General features: G+C 57.8%; 21 protein-coding genes. 3 read left to right on the top strand and 18 right to left on the bottom strand.

The window, feature by feature from the left end; translation table 11 throughout:
* Complete coding sequence (gene fghA, locus NOR97_RS16500; RefSeq protein ID WP_257601181.1) at positions 1–834, bottom strand: S-formylglutathione hydrolase; 834 nt, start codon at positions 832–834, stop codon at positions 1–3.
* 1 nt (position 835) lies between these two features.
* Positions 836–1,948 (bottom strand): S-(hydroxymethyl)glutathione dehydrogenase/class III alcohol dehydrogenase, encoded by a 1,113-nt coding sequence (locus NOR97_RS16495; RefSeq protein ID WP_117873003.1) that lies wholly within the window; start codon positions 1,946–1,948, stop codon positions 836–838.
* A 174-nt stretch (positions 1,949–2,122) separates the two neighbouring features.
* On the opposite strand from NOR97_RS16495, the gene NOR97_RS16490 reads away from it, so the two are divergent.
* Together NOR97_RS16490 and NOR97_RS16485 are read left to right on the top strand one after the other, a co-directional pair.
* Positions 2,123–2,737, top strand: coding sequence for a hypothetical protein (locus tag NOR97_RS16490; protein WP_170346816.1), 615 nt, complete (start codon positions 2,123–2,125; stop codon positions 2,735–2,737).
* 29 nt (positions 2,738–2,766) lie between these two features.
* A complete protein-coding gene (locus NOR97_RS16485) occupies positions 2,767–3,546 on the top strand; it encodes a pentapeptide repeat-containing protein (RefSeq protein WP_257601180.1) in 780 nt (259 codons plus the stop codon).
* 5 nt (positions 3,547–3,551) lie between these two features.
* On the opposite strand, the gene NOR97_RS16480 is transcribed toward NOR97_RS16485, so the two are convergent.
* Positions 3,552–4,583, bottom strand: coding sequence for a quinoprotein relay system zinc metallohydrolase 2 (locus tag NOR97_RS16480; protein ID WP_257601179.1), 1,032 nt, complete (start codon positions 4,581–4,583; stop codon positions 3,552–3,554).
* 122 nt (positions 4,584–4,705) lie between these two features.
* Between NOR97_RS16480 and NOR97_RS16475 the strand changes: the two genes are divergently transcribed.
* Positions 4,706–5,518 carry a quinoprotein dehydrogenase-associated SoxYZ-like carrier gene (locus tag NOR97_RS16475; RefSeq protein ID WP_170346813.1) on the top strand — a complete coding sequence of 271 codons (813 nt, stop codon included), beginning with the start codon at positions 4,706–4,708 and terminating at the stop codon, positions 5,516–5,518.
* Positions 5,519–5,533: 15 nt separating this feature from the next.
* On the opposite strand, the gene NOR97_RS16470 is transcribed toward NOR97_RS16475, so the two are convergent.
* The 15 genes from NOR97_RS16470 to NOR97_RS16400 form a co-directional block, all read right to left on the bottom strand.
* On the bottom strand, positions 5,534–5,887 hold the full coding sequence (locus NOR97_RS16470) for a hypothetical protein (protein WP_170346913.1): 354 nt from the start codon (positions 5,885–5,887) through the stop codon (positions 5,534–5,536).
* Between the two features lie 32 nt (positions 5,888–5,919).
* Positions 5,920–6,594, bottom strand: a complete 675-nt coding sequence (locus NOR97_RS16465; RefSeq protein WP_257601178.1) for a hypothetical protein — start codon at positions 6,592–6,594, stop codon at positions 5,920–5,922.
* A 45-nt stretch (positions 6,595–6,639) separates the two neighbouring features.
* Entirely contained in the window at positions 6,640–8,895 is a 2,256-nt protein-coding gene (locus NOR97_RS16460) for a PAS-domain containing protein (RefSeq protein WP_257601177.1), read from the bottom strand.
* Between the two features lie 2 nt (positions 8,896–8,897).
* Positions 8,898–10,055 carry an FIST N-terminal domain-containing protein gene (locus NOR97_RS16455; protein ID WP_170346810.1) on the bottom strand — a complete coding sequence of 386 codons (1,158 nt, stop codon included), beginning with the start codon at positions 10,053–10,055 and terminating at the stop codon, positions 8,898–8,900.
* Between the two features lie 9 nt (positions 10,056–10,064).
* The gene (locus tag NOR97_RS16450) at positions 10,065–10,784 is read right to left on the bottom strand and encodes a response regulator transcription factor (RefSeq protein ID WP_257601176.1); all 720 of its coding nucleotides are present in this window, start codon (positions 10,782–10,784) and stop codon (positions 10,065–10,067) included.
* A 110-nt stretch (positions 10,785–10,894) separates the two neighbouring features.
* Entirely contained in the window at positions 10,895–12,076 is a 1,182-nt protein-coding gene (locus tag NOR97_RS16445) for a hypothetical protein (protein WP_257601175.1), read from the bottom strand.
* Positions 12,073–12,747 carry a tetratricopeptide repeat protein gene (locus NOR97_RS16440; RefSeq protein ID WP_257601174.1) on the bottom strand — a complete coding sequence of 225 codons (675 nt, stop codon included), beginning with the start codon at positions 12,745–12,747 and terminating at the stop codon, positions 12,073–12,075. The genes NOR97_RS16445 and NOR97_RS16440 overlap by 4 nt, the downstream gene beginning before the upstream one ends.
* Complete coding sequence (locus tag NOR97_RS16435; protein ID WP_257601173.1) at positions 12,744–13,643, bottom strand: VWA domain-containing protein; 900 nt, start codon at positions 13,641–13,643, stop codon at positions 12,744–12,746. Before NOR97_RS16435 ends, NOR97_RS16440 begins: the two co-directional genes overlap by 4 nt.
* Positions 13,643–14,602, bottom strand: a complete 960-nt coding sequence (locus tag NOR97_RS16430; RefSeq protein WP_257601172.1) for a VWA domain-containing protein — start codon at positions 14,600–14,602, stop codon at positions 13,643–13,645. Before NOR97_RS16430 ends, NOR97_RS16435 begins: the two co-directional genes overlap by 1 nt.
* Positions 14,595–14,966 carry a hypothetical protein gene (locus NOR97_RS16425; RefSeq protein WP_170346804.1) on the bottom strand — a complete coding sequence of 124 codons (372 nt, stop codon included), beginning with the start codon at positions 14,964–14,966 and terminating at the stop codon, positions 14,595–14,597. The genes NOR97_RS16430 and NOR97_RS16425 overlap by 8 nt, the downstream gene beginning before the upstream one ends.
* Positions 14,963–15,868 (bottom strand): DUF58 domain-containing protein, encoded by a 906-nt coding sequence (locus NOR97_RS16420; RefSeq protein WP_257601171.1) that lies wholly within the window; start codon positions 15,866–15,868, stop codon positions 14,963–14,965. Before NOR97_RS16420 ends, NOR97_RS16425 begins: the two co-directional genes overlap by 4 nt.
* Complete coding sequence (locus NOR97_RS16415; RefSeq protein ID WP_257601170.1) at positions 15,865–16,821, bottom strand: MoxR family ATPase; 957 nt, start codon at positions 16,819–16,821, stop codon at positions 15,865–15,867. Before NOR97_RS16415 ends, NOR97_RS16420 begins: the two co-directional genes overlap by 4 nt.
* Before the next feature lie 84 nt (positions 16,822–16,905).
* The gene (locus NOR97_RS16410; protein WP_170346802.1) at positions 16,906–17,832 is read right to left on the bottom strand and encodes a hypothetical protein; all 927 of its coding nucleotides are present in this window, start codon (positions 17,830–17,832) and stop codon (positions 16,906–16,908) included.
* 974 nt (positions 17,833–18,806) lie between these two features.
* Positions 18,807–19,916, bottom strand: a complete 1,110-nt coding sequence (locus tag NOR97_RS16405) for a ParB N-terminal domain-containing protein (protein WP_257601169.1) — start codon at positions 19,914–19,916, stop codon at positions 18,807–18,809.
* Complete coding sequence (locus tag NOR97_RS16400; RefSeq protein WP_170345133.1) at positions 19,913–21,220, bottom strand: AAA family ATPase; 1,308 nt, start codon at positions 21,218–21,220, stop codon at positions 19,913–19,915. The genes NOR97_RS16405 and NOR97_RS16400 overlap by 4 nt, the downstream gene beginning before the upstream one ends.

The raw sequence follows: 21,220 nt of genomic DNA, 5'->3' as shown, positions 1-21,220 counted from the left end.
TCATTGGCTGAGACGTTCCGCGTGCCATTCGACATGGTCGCGGGCAAAACTGTTCACGAAGAAGTACGAGTGGTCATACCCTTCTTGGATTCTGATCTGTCCGGGCTGGCGGCGCTTGGCCATCATATTGGCCAGTGCTTCGGGTTTGAGCAGATCAAGAAACTGATCATCCGCGCCCTGATCGATCAGCAGGTCACCTTTCCAGCCGTGTTCTTCCAGCAGCAGGGTGGCGTCATGTTCGACCCAGGTGTTTTCGTCGTCACCCAGATAGCTGCTAAGCTGTTTACGGCCCCAATCCGACCGCGTCGGGTGCGCAATCGGCGCAAATGCTGAAAGAGACCCGAATTTGTCGGCGTTGCGTATCGCGATCGTAATCGCACCATGTCCACCCATGGAATGGCCTGTGATCCCGTGACGATCCTGCACCGGGAAGTTCTTCAGAACAATTCCGCGAAGCTCGTCGACGATGTAGTCATACATTCTGAAATGGGCCCGCCATGGGTCCCGTGTGGCGTTCACGTAGAATCCGGCCCCCTGCCCCAGATCATAAGCGTCATCGTCGGCAACATTCTCGCCACGCGGGGATGTATCGGGAAACACAACCGCGACACCGTAATCCGCCGCCGCCTCCTGAAATCCGCCCTTGGTCATCGCGTTTTCATGGGTGCAGGTCAGGCCGGACAAGTACCACAACACCGGCACCGGCCCGGATTTGGCCTGAGGCGGCAGGTAGATGGCAAAGGTCATCTCGCAATCACAGGTCTCGGACGAGTGGGAGTACACGGTCTGCTCCCCTCCGAAACTGCGATTTTGCGAGATGGTTTTCAGACCCATGTCAGTACTCCACGACCGCGCGGATCGATTTACCCTGGTGCATCAGGTCAAAGCCGTGGTTGATTTCATCAAGTGTCAGCTTGTGCGTGATCATGGGGTCGATCTCGATCTTCCCGGCCATGTACCAATCAACGATCTTCGGAACATCCGTCCGGCCCTTGGCACCGCCGAACGCGGTTCCGCGCCATGACCGGCCGGTGACCAGCTGGAACGGGCGCGTTGAAATCTCGGCGCCAGCAGGTGCCACACCGATGATGATGCTTTCTCCCCAACCTTTGTGCGCGCATTCCAAAGCGGTTCGCATCACGCCGACATTGCCGGTCGCGTCAAAGGTATAATCCGCGCCACCGCCGGTCAGTTCGACCAGATGTGCCACGATATCGCCGCTGACTTTCGAGGGATTCACGAAATCGGTCATTCCGAAATGAGTCGCCATTTCGGCCTTGCCGTCATTCAGGTCGACACCAACGATCTGGTCACAGCCCGCCATGCGACAGCCTTGAATGACATTCAGGCCAATTCCGCCCAGACCAAAGACCACGCAGCGTGAACCAATTTCGACCTTGGCCGTGTTGATAACGGCCCCGATGCCGGTGGTGACTCCACAGCCGATGTAGCAAATCTTGTCAAACGGCGCGTCCTTGCGCACCTTGGCCAACGCAATCTCGGGCACAACGGTGTGATTGGCAAACGTCGAACAGCCCATGTAGTGATGGATGGGTGTCCCGTCCAGCATGCTGAACCGGGTCGTCCCATCCGGCAGCAAGCCCGCACCCTGCGTGGCACGTACTTTCTGACACAGGTTTGTCTTGGGATTCAGACAATACTCGCATTCACGGCATTCGGGGGTGTAAAGAGGGATCACGTGGTCTCCAACCTCAAGGCTGGTAACACCTTCCCCTACTTCCAGAACCACTCCGGCGCCTTCATGACCCAGAATTGCCGGAAAAATCCCTTCAGGGTCATCACCTGAACGAGTGAACTCATCCGTATGACAAAGACCGGTCGCTTTGACCTCGATCAGGACTTCACCTGCTTTCGGGCCATCCAGTTCAACCTCCATGATTTCCAAGGGTTGGCCTGCCGCCACAGCAACCGCCGCGCGTGTTCTCATCTCTGTCTTTCCTCCCATGGCACCGGAATCAACCATAGTCCGGCAACTCGGGTCGAGTATGAGGGCGAGCGCCATGTTCAAACAATTAAGACAATGGTGTGTATTGGGTTGAATGGACTTCGTGCGCAGATTCCATGCATGATGTCCGTGATGTCCGCGTGGAGGAGAGCTGCGATGTCTAACGGCAAGCTAACACTTATGGCTCTGGCCTGGCTCGGCGCGGTTGGCCCGAGCCTGGCAGCGGATTTTTCCGACCCAACCTGGCCGTGCATCCAACGCAAGGTCGAGGACCTGTCGCTGGGCCTCATGTGGCCGTACCAGGTCCCTGACAGCGAAACCACCGAAGACAGTGCCGACATCGATGAAATTGCTGGCCTGTTGGCGCTGAGGCGGATCGACCTGGAAGACCTGCGGCCCCAGGTTGCAGAGTTTGCCGCGCGTCACAACGGCGATCCGGATATTCTGGGTCAGGTGTTCCAGCGCGTCTTTGACACCTTGTCCAAAAGACGCAAGCACATCATCGCGGGGATCGGAGAGTTTTCGCTGAAGCAGATCGATATGGCGGAAAAGATTGATCTGGCCCGGGTGGAAATGGAGCAGGCCCTGTCATCCGACCCGCCTGATTATGACCGCATCGACGCCCTTGAGGAGCAGCTGGATTGGGACCAGCTGATCTACTCTGACCGTCAACGCTCGATCACCTATCTGTGCGAAACACCGCAAATCATCGAGCGACGCCTGTTTGCGATTTCGCAAATGCTGCAACAGTTGACCTCAGATCAAGGTTAATGCAGCGGCCTCTTGGCAAGGAGGGAAACATGAAACACCTACTGATCGTCTTTCTGACGCTGTCGCCCCTCTCGGCCCTTGGCCAGTCCCCGCTCAGCGGCGTTGACATGACTCTGCCCAAGATGACCCAGGCGCAAATGACCCGCGCCGACGTTGTTGCCCGGCTTGCGGCTGCTACGGCCGACGCCCCCGCAGATTTCACCCGGGTCTGGCTGAACAATCTCGACTTGTCCGGGTTGGATTTCAGCAATGCGATCCTGCGAGCGACGTCTTTGAACGGCGCCAATTTGTCGGGATCCACTCTGGACGGCGCGATTCTCAGCCAGTCCTGGATGATCGGCGCCAACCTTTCAGGTGCATCGCTTGTCGGGGCCGAGCTGTTCCAGACCCAGCTCAGCCAAGCGGATCTGAGCGATACGGATTTCACAAACGCCCGAACAGCCGCCGATTTTACCAAGGCCAAACTGAACCGGGCTGTATTCAAAGGGGCGGATTTTTCGGCCGACATGCGCAACCAATCCATGGGGCTTATGCGCGGCGTCCTGTCCTCGGCTCGTGGATCGGACGTGGATTTCACTGACGCGAAAATGTCCCGCGCCGATCTGGAATTCGCCAAATTGCCCAACGCAGATTTCACAAATGCCGATTTGTCGATGGCCACATTGGGCGGGGCCGACCTGACAGGGGCTACATTGTCCGGTGCCGATTTTACGAATGCCGATTTGACGGCAACGCGGCTGATTGACGTTCGGGGCGCAGATCAGGCCAATCTGGGCGCCGCGAAAAACCTGGATCGGGCTATTCGCTGACAGGGCTATTCCCATTCAAGTTCGGTGAATGCGACCGTCGCATTGCGCGGGTTGTAGGCGTCAAACAATTCCCAGTGCACCGCTTCTTCCTGAGCGATCGTTTCAACCGCATCGCCCAGTCGCTGACCACTGCCGATTGCTTCGCGCGTGTCTGTTTCCAACACGTTCAAATAGCGCATCATATCCTCGGCACCTTCAGGCCACGCCAGGATCGGCCCACCATGGCCCGGTACGATTTGAGTGACGTCAAGCCCGGTCATCTGTTTCAGTACGCGTTGCCAGCCGATCAGTTGACCATCCAATGCCGGGGTATGCCGGTGAAACACCAGATCGCCGGTGAACATGACGCCGGTGTTTGCATCCATGACGGTCAAGTCATTCCCGGTATGTGCCCGGGGCCAGGCCCGCAGGATCAGTTTGCGCCCACCCAGGTCGATCTCGTCCGTGGTTTCAACAGCGATGTCGACGGAAATCGGCCCGACACCCACATAGGCACTGTCGCCGATCGCGGCGCTCAGGCTTTCGACATAGTTGCCCAACCGGTCCAGCAGTGCTCTCTCCAGCCCCGCATGGCCGACAACCTGTGCACCTGAAAGGGCCAAAGGCTCTGTTCCCAATGTGTGATCGGGATGCATGTGGGTCACAATTACGTGACTGACTGGCTTGTCCGTCTCGGCCCGAATGGCCCGCCAGACGGCCTCTCCTATCCAGGGTGCCGTTCCCGTATCAATCACCGCGACACTGTCCTGGCCGATGACAAATCCGATATTGGACACATCGCCCAGATTGTCCGCGTCGGGTTCCGCTATCAAACCGCGATGCACGAACAGACCCGGCGCAGCTTCTTCAAATTCCAGTGCCTGACCAATGTGTTGGCAATAGGGCTCGCCGCTGCGCCAATCGGAAAGCAGCGGAGGAGTTGTTTTCAGCTTCTGCTCGCATTCAGCCTGTGATCGGGCCTCATAACCCGGCAAAAGCTGTTCTCTGCAAGGCTCTGTCGCAACCTGAGCGCATAGCAAAATCACGGCTTCAAACATAGCAGCCCTCCGACCGGAACATTGGCACAGATCTCTGCCAGAACCACCGCGCCTTTCGTCGGCATATATTTTCCTTGCGTTTTGTGGCACATTCTTGGCCACCGGTTGCCGGAGGAGACAACATGGCCAGAGCACTAGCACCCGTAGCAATCCTTTCACTTGCACTAGCCCTGCCTGCATGGGCAGAGCAGCCAATCAAAAATCCGCTGGTCGACAGCGAAACCTGGAAGGACCTGCAATACGATGTCGTGGGCGAGGCCCAGATCGGAAATGCGGACACGCTGCTTTCGCTCGACGCCCCGTACCGGGCGCATGATGCCGCAACGGTGCCCATCGTTTTGAAACAGCTTGATCCCGATGCCCGGATTTCCGCTGCCACTGTCGTGATCGACGAAAACCCGGCCCCGGTCGCAGGCGTCTTCAGCTTTTCACCAGCTATGGGTCAGTTGGATTTCGAGATGCGAGTCCGCGTGAACCAGTATTCGAATGTCCGCGTGATCGCTGAAACGCCTGACGGGCTTCATATGACCGGCCGGTTTGTCAAAGCATCGGGCGGCTGTTCGGCACCGGCCAGCAAAGACCCTGAGGTCGCATTGGCGTCCATGGGCAAGATGAAGCTGCGCAGCTTTGGGCAAGAGGCGCAGATTTCCACGCCGCGTCGAGAAGCTCAGATCATGATCCGTCACCCGAACTATTCCGGCCTGCAACGCGATCAGGTAACACAACTGTTCATCCCCGCGCATTTCATCGACCATATCGAAGTCTGGCAAGGGGAAGAGTTGCTGTTCACGATGGATGGTGGCATATCGATCTCGGAAAACCCGGCTTTCCGTTTTGCCTATAACGACAACGGCTCGACCATGTTGACGGTCAAGGCAACGGATACCGAGGGCAACACGTTCGAGAAAGACCTGCCCAAAGCCGCGGCCAGCTGACGGACCAGACTGCGTTTATCGAAAACAGACAACCTCGGCTTCAGCCTGCGCCCGGCGCAGGTCGGCCACCATGTTTTCGGCCAGCACCGCACTTTTGAAAAACGCCATGCGCTCTCCCCCGACCCGACGCATCGACAGAACAGTTTCCGCCTGTTCATATTGCTCATACGGCAGGATCGAGGCGATCAAATCGATCGAGCATGAACACCTGTCCAGCATCTCGCGGGTTTGACCGTTGGTGACCATGCATGCAAACACGTAATCCGCGCGTGCCGCGGTCGGGTAGTCATTGAGCCGATCCGCGACGCTTTGTGCAGACGCTGCAATGGGCGCAACCAGACTGCCTGCGATCAGGGCTGCAAAGGTCATGCGGCCGCGTTCCCGAAATTGGCATGGCGTTTTCATTCGCGCCCCTCCTGCATTCCTTCAAACCGCATTTCCGATCGATAAACAGCCGCGCCGTCACGTTCGGAAACAGCTTCCGCCACGAGGCTCAGATACCAGCCCGGAACCTTGTCCGACACCGTGACGCGAAGAACCAGGTCTGCGAACCCTTGCATCCGGTCGCGGTTCGGATCCTCGGCGAATGGGCGCAGGACAATGGTCTGAACGGGAATGGTTCTGCCATCGATCGCCGCCTCGCCCTCGACGATCTCGGCAGGTTGAACCAGCGCATCTTTGATACGGTTTCGGATGTAAAACGGGCTACCTCCCGCGGACTCGGCCATATCCCGGATGGCGCTTTCATAGAAAACCATGATCATCGGATTGCCGACGCTGGCCGGAAAAACACCCATGGCGCGGTGTTTGTCGTCTTGGCGGAATTCCAGATGGGCCATCTCGTTCCCGTCATCCGAAAAACTCAGAGAGATAAGACCGGTATCACGTTCCGCCGTGTCGGGCCTTATCCGGTTTGTGACGGTACGCTGATAAATCAATTCCTTGTCACGTTCGATTGTGTCCAGAACGCCATTTTGGAACAGCAAATCATAGGCTTGCTCGGCATCGACCGATGCCGCGGAAACAGAATTCAAACTCAGAAACAAAACGGCGATACCGCAAAAAAGCCTTCTCATGGTTTTGTCCTCCCCGCGATGAGAGTATGGGCTAATCGCCCCATGTCACCGCCGACTTTTGTCGGTATTGAGCGGTTGCGTGTGCAAAGCGTTCTGAATCTTCCAGATGATCAAAGACCGGAGCCGCGGCAGTTTGACTGGTTTCGCCATAACCGAAATCTCATGCCGCAATCCGTCTTTGCGCAGGGCTTCACTGCGATCAGCGGTGATCAGGATTGCCGGAACTTGGGTCTGCGTCATCTCTCGGATCCGGTGAATTGCATGAACACCGGTTTCCCCATCATCCAATTGATAGTCGGCCAGAATGATATCCGGCGGCATGCCAATGTCTTTTATGAATTGCATCGCTTCCTTCGGCGACCGGGCCGGCAGAACACTGGCACCGTTCTGTTCCAACCACTGCGTTGTCCCAAACAGAACATCACGGTCGTTTTCGATCACCAGAATGATGAAATCCAGCGGCACGTCGCCCGTGTTGGCCAGAAGATCCAAGGGTTCGATGGTGCTTGGCCCGGTTTCGACCCTGTCCATTTCTATGCTGAACACTGAACCAACGCCAGGTTTGGACCGCAGCGAAAGCTTGTGACCCAACAGCCGGCAGGCGCGGTCCACGACGGACAAACCCAGGCCCATGCCGGAACCCAGTGGCACGTTTTCGGCCCGCGTGAATTCCTCGAACACGCGTTGCTGATCTTTGCGTGCGATCCCGATACCCGTATCCCAGACTTGCAAAATGACCTTGTTGCCGCGCCTGCGACACCCCACCAGAACCCGACCGCCCGGTTCGGTATACTGGATGGCATTCACCACCAGATTCTGGATCGAGCGCAACAGATAGATCGGATCGGATTTCACGATTTCCGAACACGGAACCACATCAAGCGTCACGTTCTTGTTCTCGGCCACCAGCGTTTGATCGCCCTGTATCCCTGCAATCATCGTAGCGAGGCTAACTTCCGTGGGTGAAACCGTGTCCGGATCGGTAGTTTCGAGCCGCGAAATATCCAGCAATGAGTGCAGCAGTTGTTCAGCAGATCCAAAGGCACCGTCCAACCGCTCCATCATCTCATGAAGCTCGGTCTCACGCGTGATCTCCAGCAGGGTCGAGATCATGAGTTTTGCGGCATTGATCGGCTGAAGCAGGTCGTGGCTGGCTGCCGCAAGAAATCGTGTCTTGGAAGAAACCGCAGCTTCGGCGCGTTCCTTTGCGATCCGCAGCGCCTCTTCCACCCGCGCTTTTTCTTCGTATTCCTGAACCAGCTTGGCGTTGGCATGGGTCAACTCTGCCGTGCGTTCCATAACCCGGTTTTCCAGGGTTTCGGTCGCGCGTGCTTCAAACGTCACGTCTTTCAGTTCGACCAGAAAACCACCATCCGGCAGTTGGTTGACCTGAATGTCCAATACGCGGTCTGATCCGTCGCGCACACGTTTGCGCAACCAGCCGCGGCTTTTCAGCTCGTGTTGCCACTTGCCGATCCTGAGTTCATCATCGGCCTTGATCAGCCCACGCGTCCGCATCAGATCCAAAAGCGTTTGCACTGGCATGTTTGCCTGCAAGACGGATAGCGGCAGGTTCAGTATTTCCCGGAACCGCGCGTTGTGCATCATGATCTTGGTATCTGATGAAAACGTGCAAACGCCTGAGCTCATGTTTTGGAAAACCGCCTGAAGGTAGTCCTCCTGACGGTCAATCAGGGTTTCTTTCTCATCGCGGTTCCTGCGAACAACGGATGTGATATCGGTCAGCAGTATGACCACATTCTGAGGCGACGTGTATTGTGCGCTGAGCTGATACCAACGATCCCCACGCAGTTCGATCACGTCGCTGGACACCATCCCGGTATGACAATTGCGCTCAAGCGTATCCAACATTTTCGATATTCCGTGGTCGGACGATACGAATTCGGGACTGTTCTGTACCAACAGAAAAAACCGACCCAGGCTGAGGCCGGGCCCGACAACGTCAGACATATCCGGGAATATCGCCTGAAACAGCTCGTTGCACAGGTTCAATTCGCCATCCGTGAACAGCGCGAACCCTTCTTCCATGGAAGACAAGGCCCTGACGAGGCTCTTGCGGGTTTGTTCGCGTTCGTACCTGGCGCTTTCAAGTTCGGTGGTCGCGCGTTCCAGATCGCGACTCTGCTCCATCACCTGCTGCTGCAACTCTATCGCCGACTGAAACGCCAGGAAGGCGGACGGACCCACATCTTTCTGGCGGTTGGCGCGCCGCATCAGCGCGTCGATGATCTTGGCCTGTTTGGATATCTGGATCTCTGGCGGGTCGTCTGGATTCAGCATGGTCAGCTCAGGTCCCGCTTCTCGGGCTCAAAGAAAGCGACCCCCACAAAGGTCTGGTTCATATGTACGCCGGATTGCTGTTCTCCGTAGGTGTTGAAGCCAACCACCCGGTGAGATTGCAGAACATCCGAAACCTGTTTGCTCAACTGTTTCTGTTCGATTTCGAGTTTCCGCAGAATACAGTCGAACCCAAGAATGAAATCCGGGGCGGTTCCGGTGTTGTCGCGCACATTCAGCCCGGCTTCGAGCGTTTCAATGATCTCCTTCCCGCGCCCCAGTGTCATGATCAGGCCGTCATCGATCGCCGCGAGAAAAGACAGGGATCCCCCCTCCATCGGTTCACGAATGGCACGAACGTAGTAATTGAGGTTCTGCCTGAGAAGCAGCGGGTTTTCCGCAAATACCAGCGGCGACAGATCTTCGGCCGCGCACCCGACCAGTCGGGCATATTCCTGCGCCGCCGGCGCCCCGTTGATCTCATAGACCACGCGTTCTTCCGGGTTGGCGTCGGTGATGATGATCTCGGACCCGATGGGCAGGAAATGATCAAAGCCGATACCCTGAAAACCAAGGTTGGTTTCAATCAACAACAGGACGGCAGCATTGTTGTGCGCCTTGCCACCGTGAAAAACGAACGTCTCTTCATATTGAAGGCCATCCCCGGCAGAGCCGCCGAATATCGGCAATCCATCCAGAACGGTTTCCAGCGTTGAGACCAGCAAGTCTTCCTGCTTGGACAATCCATCCGTAAACACCAGTGCCAGCCTGTTCCACCCCGCCGTGTGGCGGAATCTTTCGGCCAGTCGCTGGGCTGCGGCAGCGATTTCCGTTGAATTGAGCGGCCTGAGCGATTCGAACAAAACGGACGAGCATCGAAAGTTGGACTTCGGAAAGGCCAGCAGCAAAAGCGCATGCGATTCATAACCCGAACGCGTGATTTGTCCTGCGGTGGTGCAGCCGAAGACAGGAACACCCGCAAGTCTTTCGTTCAGGCAACGCGACACTTCCACTGGATCAAGAGTGCTGGGAACGAAGGCCAGGACAAAGCAGGACGACAGACTATCGATTTCCGCGCAGGCTTCTTCAACGGCGGTCGTCGGGTCCAAATCATCGGAACGGCCAATCGCAATGAAATTCGGTTCATGCTCCAGATCCCGCATGTGCCCCCCCTAGTGTTGAAGAAAGGATTTGACCTCCGGTTCGTGTCGCGACTGTCTGGCGACAACCGAGTCGACCAGAACAGCGGCCTGGGTCCGGTTGCGCACCCCAAGGCGGCGCAGCAAAGCGGTGATATGCGCCTTGACCGTCGCTTCTGCCAAAGACAGCTCATAGGCAATCTGCTTGTTGGATTGGCCCACGCAGATAAGCTTGAGAATCTTGACCTGCTGCGGCGTCAATGATGAAAGCTCGGGGCTGGACTGGTAGACGGTGCTTTCGGAGGGCTTCAGCTCTTCGACCCGGCTGTATTCGGTGGGTACGTATCTCCGCCCAGAGGTGATCTCCTGAATGGCGTGTTTCAGGGTTTGCGCCGGCGTGTCTTTCGGCAGAAATCCCATCGCACCGTGGTCCAGCAAAGATCTTACCAGCTCTCCGGATGCCAGGGACGATATCACCAGAACCGGGGCATTCGGACAGCGCTGTCGCAGCTGCTGAAAACCCGATATACCCGTCACGTCCGGCAATTTCAGATCGAACATGATCAGATCGGGCTTGAAGCCTGCGCCAAGAATCTCGATTGTCTGCTTCAGCGTGTTGGCTTTTTCAATTCGGCAGTTCTCGAAGCTCAACTGCAACGCCGCGGCCAACGCATCGCTGAACAGCGGATGATCATCCACGATAAGCACGCTGGACACCTGGTCCACCGGTTTAGGACATCCCGCAATGTGCATTGCTTCTCCTCCAAAAGGAAAAGTACAGCATTTCCAGATCAGTTCAACTGTTTCGTTTTGATACTAGCGAAAGATACCATAGATAACAAAAGCTTGATGACTCAGATGACCTAATTCTTGAGGAAACTTCTGGCAAACTCCTTCAAATCAGGCTTTGCGGCCTTGGGATCGAAATACTGCCTGTCAAAATCTTGCACGTGTTTGAGTCGACTGGATGAATGGCCGTCGCGAAGCAGGATGGCAGAAGCCGCTTGCCGCAGCCTGTCTGCGCGACCAGCCCCGGCACTGCGCCGCAATTCTCGGGCCAACGGATCGAAAATATCAAAGCGTTGCAGTGCTCTTGAAGCGGCCAGTTTGTGACCGGACATGCCCAATACCAAACCGGCCAGAAAAACAACGCTGGCGATTGCGGCACCTTGCCAACCCAACAGCTTTGCTGGTGGGGCATCTTCCTCCGATCTGTCGGGGCCTGCCTCTTGGACAACCGTGCCGTAGGCAATGCGCTGCGGCGAGATGATGACCTCTCGGGTTTCGCGGGTCACAGTGTCAAAGTAACTGAATTGAAGGGGTTCAACGATGCCGGACGTGTCGTTCGAAGGGCGTATGGTCCAGCGCCAGAACGCATAGGTGACCGGCCCTTCCGGGGTCAGTTCGACAAGCCTTTTCTCAGGGTGCGCGAAGATCAGGGCCGAAGGTGAGGTCAACTCAGGCATGGGCGGCATCATCTCGGGCGTCGCGCCCAGGGCTTCCAGTCGAATGACGCGCAAGACCCCCTCACCCGGTGCAAGTTGATCCGGCGCATTCGACCACTGATCCGAAATCTGCAACTTGCGAACCGGAAACCACCAATCCTGCGTCGCCGGGGCTTGCGCCACCTGAATGGTCAGCGGCTCTGACTGAATCTCATGTTCGAACCAGTCGTCGTTTTCGTCTGTCAGGGTCAACCTGTGCACAAACGGACCAATTGAAAGCTGGCCTGCCTCGACAGGATAGATCGCCATACGTCGGGTAAACACCTTGTATTTCCGACCATTGATCCTTTCTTCCGACCAGCTGTCCGGCCCCAGCTGCGCCCAGCTGAACCCATCCAAGTGGGGCTGGATCAGTTCTTCGCGCGTGATGTGCCGACGATAGACACCCCGGATCGTCAACAGCACCATCTCGCGGGTGAACGGAACGGGGGCGTCGTCTGCAATGGTAACCTCTATCGACGCCTCGGACGGCAGCACTGTTTTGGACTGCGCCAAAACCTGCATCGGAAGTGCAACAAGAAGCAAGACCAGCCACTTCATTCCGGGTTCTCCGCTTTTGGCGGCGAAAGACCAAGCTTTGCCCGGCGCTTGTGTTCGTGTGCGATCCGGGCCGCCATGAATTCACCCGGAACGTCGGACAGCTGATTGAGCCAGCGCAGATCGGCAACCATAAACTTGTCATCAAAGATACGGCGCACGCCCAGTTGCCCGCGGCTGTCCAATTCCGCCAGTCCCAGCATCGTGTTCGCGTTCGTGACCTCACTGCCGGTTCCCGCCGCCCGCGCATTCCCGCGCGCGACAAAACTCTCGGCCTTGGGCCCGGAATTGCGTTCGGGGAAAAGGCCCAAAGCCTCGGGGGCGATCTGCTGCCCCGCGTAAAAAGCGGCCAGCAGATCGAAATTCGCCTGAGCATCCAGGTTTCCTTTGGCCATGGCCCGATCATAGGCTTCCAGCGCGGCGGCCAATTGGCCGGTCCGGGCGTAAGCATTGCCAAGGTTGTACTGGTTCCCGGCGTGCTCGAAAGCACTGGCTGCTTTGTCAAAAACCCCGGCACGGTAGAAGGCAACACCTTGCCAGTCAGGGTCGGAAAACAGCTTTGCAGCCATTGGATACAGACCGATTGCCAATGCGACGCGGCCAAAGGGGGCAGCGCCACCCAGCGCAAAGGCAAAAGCAATACATGCGGCACCTGCAATCGCGAACCACCTCATGCCTCTTCCCTCCAGAACAAAAACAGCAGGGGGAGCAGAGCGAAGAACAACAGGTACCGTCCCAGATCGTGCCAGAACAGCACCGGATAGTCCGCCCGTTTCAAGCGGGTGGCGGCATCATCTGCCAGCCAATTGACCAGATCATCTGACTGGTCCAAAGTGAAGACGGCACCCCCGCCGAGCGCGGCATGGGTTTGACTTTGCGCAGTCGGAGGGTGAACTGAAACCAAAGACACACGTGCCCCTCGTGAGGCAAGCGATGCGACCTGCTGCAAAGAAGGTGCTCCAAGTCCGTCCCCGTCAGTGAACAAGACGACGTCCCCGGCCAGGATGCCCGCCTCTTCCATCCGCTGCAACGCCAAAGCCAGTGCGCGTTCGGGTCGCGATCCCTTGTCCGGAACGGTCTGCCCATCGATGAGCGAGAGCGTTTGACCCAATTGGCGGTGATCGGTTGTCATATCCGTGGCGACATAGGCGTCGCCCGCGTATACGATGATGCCGCCGGGGCGGGACCCAAGCGCACTGACACCCAAACGCCCCATGCTCAGCACTTGCGGCCAGCGGTCGCCTTCCGCCACGCTGTCAGATGCATCCACAAGTAACAAAACGCCATCCAGATTGCGATAGGTTTGCGCGTCGCGCCGTTCGATTGCCGGGCCGGTCAGAGCAATTGCGATGATGCCGGTGGTCAGCAGCAACGCGGCCGGTTTGAGCGGAAAGGAGCCGCCTTCGATCCGGCCAATCGCGGCCATCGCCTGGACAAGCTGCGGTTCGGTAATCTTGTCCCAGGCTCCGAACCCTCCGGCGCGGGAAAGCAACCACCACCCTGCCCCGCAGACGACGGGCAGCAAAAGCCCCCAGACCGGTCTGAGCAGGGTGACATCCAGCTCAATCATCACGCTTGCCTCCACGCCGCCAACAGGGCAAGTGCGGCCGCCATTGCTGCGGGCCAGGTCCAAAATGATCGGTAGACCTCGGCCGTAAGGCCCGCGCTGTCCGTCGCCTCCAACCGATCCAGTGCCTGTGTCACTTCAATAAGATCATCGGTGGTCTTGACGCGAAATGCTTCGCCGCCGGAAATTTCGGCAATGGCGCGCAGGGTCGTCGCATCGACGACGCCGCGCTCACCAGGTTCGGCGCTTTGCAGGTCTTTTGGACCCAGAGCAATCGTATGGACCCGCACCCCCATCTCGGCCGCCAGTTCGGCCACGCCACCGGGGTTCGTGGCGCCCGCGTTGTTCACCCCATCCGACAACAGAATGACGACCCGCGACGCCGCCTGGCTGTTGGCCAGGCGCTTCAAAGCAAGGCCCAGACCATCGGAGATGTTCGTCGCACGGCCCGAGATACCGATCGTGGCCTCTTGGATCCGTCGCGCGACAGCCTCGGTATCGAAAGTGAAAGGCGTGGCGAAATAGGCTTCGGACCCGAAAACAATCAAGGCCACCCGGTCGCCGGCGCGGCGTCGGGCGAACTCGGATCCAACGCGGGTCACCGCCTCCAAACGGGTGATCTGGCGCCCGTCGAGATGAAAATCATCCCGCACCATCGATCCCGAAAGATCCAGAACAATCGCAAGGTCCCGTCCGGACACTTTCAAGGCGCTGACGGGTTGCAGTTCGCGCGGACCGGACAGGGCAAAAATCGTGAGCGCCCAAATGATCCACAAAATCAGGAGGTCCGCCAAAACCCGGGTCCTGGCCTTAACCTGTGGGCTGGCCGCCATAAGCATTCCGCCTATGCGGTCCGGGACTGGGAACCCCCGCTCGAAAACCGGCCGCGGTTTGACCAAACGCATGATGACAAGAGGCAATGGCAGCGCCAGCAAGACCCAGGGATCAGCAAGTTCAAACACGACCCGCGACCTCCTCTTGCAAGGTCTCCAGATCCGGTTCACCGCCGGGTTGGTAAAGATCACCCGTCAACTCTGCATAACGCTTCGGATTCTGAGCGCGCAGTTTGTGCAAAAGAGCCACCCTGCGGCGATCCACGGACCACCCCGGTTGTTCGGCAGACTGATCAGATGGGCCCAGCTGTATGTTTGCTGCGGTCCTGATGCTCAGCAACCGCAGGATGGCGACACAGCCGACCGAGGCCAGCGCCGCGATACCAAGAACAGCCGCGTATTCCGCGACCGCCCCGCCTGCGGCCTCGGCGGGCAAATGGATATCCCGCAGGCTGGCCAACATCGTGGCTTCAGAGAGTGCTTTCTCACTCATGCCACATATCTTGCCGCGAAAACCGACGAAATGCGACGAGAGGTTTGTTCGACCGGGTCACTGGCATTCAGGACAAGCGCAGGATGTGTTGCGACCTTCTGAAACGCAAGTTCACCGGAAGGCTCTGCCTGGGCCAGATAGACCCGCTTTTGCCGCCCATCAGAAAGGCGGAACGGATACCAGCCTTTGGGCATCTCATGCGCTTTGCTTTCGGTCACAAGCAACAGTCTGGGGTTGCGGCGATGATCGAGCCGGTCCAGCACGTCCGAAAAGCCGCCTCCCTGCTGATCGAAGCCAGACGCGATGATAATCTCGGCGCCAGTCGGCGTCAGGCGCTCAACGCCGACAAGTGCCTGTTCCAGTGTCCAGCTTTCATCCTCACCCTTTTGCAGCCCGGTCAGACTGTGCGCGTGGGCCTGAACCATGCCACCGATCACATCCAGCATCCCGCGCGTTTTTCCGCGCAAGGGTACGATGACGGGTGCGCCGGTGGTGAGCGCCAACAGACCAACACGGCCGCCGCTTTCAACCATGAACCACCCGATCAGGGTCAGGGCTTCGGCGGCAGCGACTGACAGAAACGCCCGTCGGAGGCCCCAGAACATCGGCGCACGAAAATCCGCAACCAACAGGGCGACGCGATCCTGTTCCTCCTGAAACTGCCGGATATGCAAACGCCCCGTGCGGGCGGTTGTACCGCGATCCAAATGACGAATGTCATCCCCGTCCACGTATTCGCGTACATCTGCAACCTCGACGCCCTGCCCGCGTTTTCGGGTCAAAAATCCTCCGGGCAGGGCCGTCATTGTCGGGTTGCCGTGGTCGGTCAACGCGATATGCCGCAATGCAATCAAAGCCTCGGTCGTCAGGCGAACCCCCGCATGTGCCAGTACCCCCGTCACAGCGGCTCGACCGCATTCAGAATGTCCGCCACCAACTCGCGCGGCTTTTTGCCATCTGCAACGGCTCTCCAGGTCAGCACCATGCGGTGGGCCAGCGCATCGGGCGCGACGGCGGCGACATCTTCAGGCAGGGCGAAATCCCGACCGCGCAGATAGGCGCGTGCGCGCGATGCCGAGGCCAGGGCCAACGACCCACGCGGCGAGACTGCGTGCTCGACGAAATCGGCAAACGGGCCTTCACGGGTCGCAAGCACAAGCCGGACGATATAGTCCCGCAGCTCTGGCGCGACGTGAACCGACTGCGCCTCGGCACGGGCAATCTTCAGCTCTTCAAGCGTCATCTGCTGCGCGACCGGCGGCCCATTCCGTGTTTCGGCGATGACCAGATCGAGGATTTCGCGTTCCGTTTCCAGATCCGGCAATGTCAGTACGACATGCAGCAGAAACCTGTCCAACTGCGCCTCGGGCAAGGGAAAGGTTCCGTCGTGTTCAATGGGGTTCTGGGTCGCCACGACCAGAAAGGGATCCGGCAGGGCATAGGTTTCATTTCCAACCGTAACCTGATGTTCTGCCATGGCCTCCAGCAAGGCGGACTGCACCTTTGGCGGCGCGCGGTTGATCTCGTCAACCAGCACCAGCGTGTGAAACACCGGCCCCGGAACAAATTCAAAGCGGCCTTCCTGAGGCTGGTAAACCGGTGTTCCGGTCAGATCGGACGGCATCAGGTCAGGTGTGCATTGAATGCGGGCAAAGCCGCCCTCGACAGCGTTAGACAGCCATTTGACCGCTCGAGTCTTCGCCAGACCGGGCGGACCTTCTACAAGAAGATGGCCACCTTCCAGCAGCGCGATCAAAAGAGAGTCCACCAGATGCGCGTGACCGATAAGCCCCTGCGACAGATACGCGGACAATCCCGCAATGGCGCGTGGCGGGTTTTCAGGCCTCGTATCCATATGTCCTCCCATAGCCTCTGAGGGCGCGTTGCCTGCGCTCAGGCTACCCGGAGTCACCCGCCCGACAAAACACGTCAGATGGTATTACCTGGCCACACGAACCGAATTGGTGCAGCCTTCATCAAAAAGGGCTGCAAATCTGGGATTGGCCAGGGTTTCATCCGTCTGCGCCCATAGGCGGTCATATTGGGCGTCAATGTAATCGATAAAGCCGGGGTCAATGGTTTGATCCACCGGGGATTGCGCGACAGCATGCATCATGAAGACGTCAAACGCACAAAGACCGCTTGGGTTCGAATCCAGCAATGCGCGCATGAAGTCGTGCGAACTCCAAGGCAGGCGCTGCAAGTTTACCGGCGTTTCCTGCAATTTGGACAAAAACCCTGACGATTTGTCATACAGCAGGATGTCCATGCCGAAGGTGAAGGACTGAAACAGCTCTTCCAGCAGAATCGATTTGTGAAAATCTCTTTCCAGCTTGCTGGGTCGATCATGCGCCGGTTGTTTCACCACGATATGGGTCCCCTGCCCCCGATGACCAAAAAAGGTCTGTGCCATCGCCGGTGATGTCACCACATAGGTCCGACCCGCAGGCAGTCCAAGCTGGTGGAGTTCACTGAGCCAGTCGATATCTGCGGAAAGGTCCCGGTTGGGAGGGTACCCGGAATACAATCGCAAAACCACGGTTCGACCGGTTCCACAATCCCGCGCAGATGGGCCAGCGTACCGCATGGGTGTCGGGTGGCCGAAGCTGTGTTTCAGCAAAGCCCGAAAGGTATCAAGAACGACAAGCGTTTGCGGATGCGGTTTTTCACCGACCAGGCACAAGGCTGCACCGGCCTGATCGCGGCCATTGATGTGAACGGGTATCGCCATATCACGGCCCAGCATCGTGGACCGCAGCTCATACCCCCATCCTCTTTGTGCAAGTTCGATGTAATCGTTCTTTTCTGCACAAAGCGCGCCTGCAAAAGCGACGATCGCCAATACTTGCAATAACAGATAGCGCATTCTGCCCCTCTCAAAGTGACGCGCATTGTATCCGGGATACGGGTCTCTCGCAAAATTCTTTGAAATCCGCCTGGATGGGAATGGCGATCCGCCAAGCCCGCCGGTCGAGAAACCTGCGGAACCGGGCAGCGCGGCCGGCGCGAATTGAACTTTGCCCGCCATGTCGACCAGGTCCATTCCCGTCAGGGCAGACAGCCTGGCATCGATGCACCTGGACCAAGGTTGGCGTGATGAACAACTTGATTTGGTTGGCCGCCGTGCAGATGGCTGCTCGGGGATCATGGCCATGGTGCATGCTGATTTCGGACTGCACTGCATGACCAGGGAATATGCGCCTGCGTCACCCGCATTGCGATCGTCCATTATTGGTTGTGGACCCTGCGCCCAAGCCAAACCCGTGCGCCGGACCGATTTGGTGCGTTCAGGATTTCACATCACACCCCGGTTTTGCGTTGTTCGGTTGAATTGGGTGCCCCGAAATCGCGAAGGTGCAAATCCCCTTGCAAGCTTTGTGTGCAAAAAATGATATTTTTGCACACTACTTTCGAATGCGACTCGAGTCTTATAAACCGTGATAATTTTCCTTATCACATGTTATCCTTGTGACGAGACTCCGCGCGCTGAACAACTGTAATGTCACCCGTGTTCCCACATCACATATTGCAAGCTGCAATCCCGAACCGGCTTCGAGTCCCCTACCCTGACCTGAAGGCACGAACCGGGACAAAACGCCGTGATGCGTGGCCCCGACAACATTCCTCGTAACGGGACGTTTCTGAACCAACGTCAATGACAGAGGCCACACGTGCCGCTCTCAAGCCCCTGCCGCGCCGGTGACAGGACACTAGCTTCAGGCAAGAAGACTCAGGGGGACTCATGGGCAGGTATCCCTTGCTGAGAACGCCCAGGCTTTTGCGACAAGACAAAGGCGCCGGATTCGACCGGCGCCCTTTCTCGGAGCTTCAAACCAAACCTTACCCGTGGGTAAGATCATCTTCCTCGGGAAGAGCATCGATGAAAGCAGCTATTGCCGCCTCAAGTTTGCTGCGATCAACACGTGTAAAGTCCAAATCATATCTCAACTCAATCCGACCACTGGATGCCGAGCACTTGGCGATCCCTGCCCGCCCAGATACCTGAAACGTGGTCTTCGCACGCCGTGGTTTACCGGCGCTTTCAACCGGAGCCTTCCTTGCCACGCTTGTTTCCTGTGCGCCCAGAAAAGACCTGAGGATAGCAACTTCCCGCGCTCCGTCACGGTCCGGCTCGCTCATGACTGCGGCGCTCACCTGGCGCACCAGACCCGGTGTTGCGTCCAGCTTGCGCTTCAACTCTACGCCTACGTTGCGTGGAATGTCGTTCGGATGTTTCAGAACCTTGTCCAACATCATCAGCAAACTGGCAAACGATCTAATATAGCTCCGCTTTGTGTAACTGGCGGATTTGAACAGCGTGGAAACCGCCTTGTCTACATCCGGGCAATCATTTGCCGGGTCTTCGGCATACGCGCGTGCCAAAGCACCCATTTCAGCAAACGAGATATCCTTGCGGATCAGGTTCTCATCCACCATGCGCCGGTAGCTGCTGTCGAGATCGCCCGCCTCTGAAATACCCGCTGGAATTCTGGCATAGGACTCGTCTCCCGTTTCCTCGTACAAGGCCCGATAGGCAGACAGGCGCCGCATCCCCTGGATCAGTTCAAATCGTCCATCTGTGCGGCGCTCAAGTCGGATGGGGTTGGACAATCCAATTTCCTGAATTGACGCCTTCAACTCGTCCAGCTCGGGATCCGGCCCTGGTTTGCGATCCCGCGTCAACTTTTCAAACAGAATGTCACCCAATGCCACGCGCTCCGTCACCAGGCCTTCGGAACGCAGCCGCACAAGCTCATGCGCAAGACGATCGTTTTCTGCGCGGATGGACTCTTCCGTCGATTGCTGGTCGCGCAGCGCATCGGCATTTTCCGAAATGGCCGCAGCCATCGGTCCACGCCGCTTTTCAAGAACCTTGTCCGGAACCTTGCCGACAGGAATGTCATCCATTGCAGGCAGGTCGATATCAAACATTCTGCGCTTACGGCTCATGCGTCATCCTCCAGCTTGTCCCAGGCAGAAAGCATCACACCCCGGAATTCCTCGTAAACATTGTCAAAGGTCGAGCGGGCCCGACGCCAAGTTTCGCGGGTCATTTCGCGATAGTCCATCTCATAAACCGAACTCAGAAAGCGGCCGGATTGTTCGACCGCGCGGGTCATTTCAACCGGGTGCTGGGCGACGTGGTCCCCGAAAACCTTCTGAAAGGCATCGAACATTGCCAGATGCAAGGCGTTGCCGGGCTCGTACCGTGTAAGCAGGAACCGCAGTTCGCAGAAGGTTTTGGGAAGACCGATCTTACCCGTGGGTAAGGTTTTGTCGAACCCGTAGGCCAGATCCTCCAAAGCTTCTGCCAACTGACCGATAAAGGACGTGGTCGAGTCATATTCCCAGTATCCCGGGCCAGACGGGATGTACAACATGTCCGCCGCGAACACCGCGTTCATGGACTGATACCCAATGGCCGGCGGGCAATCGAACAGGATCAGGTCATAGGCGTCGTCAGGAATTTGATCCAGATACCGGGACACCGCTGCAAAGAAAGACCACTCAGGGTTCAGGTGGCGATACTGTGCCGAGGCAAATTCGACAAAGGCCGCGTTCGCACAGGATGGGATCGCATCGATGGTCGACCATGACGTCCGTCTGATGAAATCGCTGATCCGCAGATCTCCAAGCCCCATATCGGTGATCGCCGGGGGCAGTTCCCGGTGGGGCAGGGCGGTGCCGGACTCGGCCGCGGCGGGCCGGTTGTTCATGCGCTCGGTCTCGCGGATCAGGTCACGGGCCATGATCCCCCAGACAGTATAATCCTCTGCGACATCGGTCAGGCCCATGGAATGGCTCAGCGTGGCCTGCGGGTCGAAGTCAACGACAAGAACACGGTACCCATCAAGCGCCGCAGCATGCGCAAGATGCAACGCTACCGTTGACTTGCCCGCACCGCCCTTGAAGTTCGCCACGGCTGCGCGAATGGCCCGCTTGCCCTCGGGACGCGGCGGCATGAGGGATTTGCGATTTACCTTGAGCCTCCGACGCAACTCATTCACTTCCTCCAGGCTGAACCAGCGCTGCCGCCCCTCGGGCTCAACCTCGCCACCGGGCAGCGACGGATCAGCGGCCAGCTTTCCGCGAAAGGTTGACTGGTTGACCCGGAAGATCAGCTCGGACACCTCCCAGCTCGAAAACCGGCGGAGTGTCTTCTCCATCTCGGGGCTAAAGGTCTGCTGACGAATCCACCCCTGAAGTTTGAGAGATTGATTGCGCAATGCATTCAGGTCTTCGTGCGTGTACAT

The sequence above is a fragment of the Ruegeria sp. YS9 genome, assembly GCF_024628725.1.
GTDB lineage: Bacteria > Pseudomonadota > Alphaproteobacteria > Rhodobacterales > Rhodobacteraceae > Ruegeria > Ruegeria atlantica_C.
The sequence above is the reverse complement of the archived record's forward strand: the minus strand, read 5'-3'. Positions and strand labels throughout refer to the sequence as shown.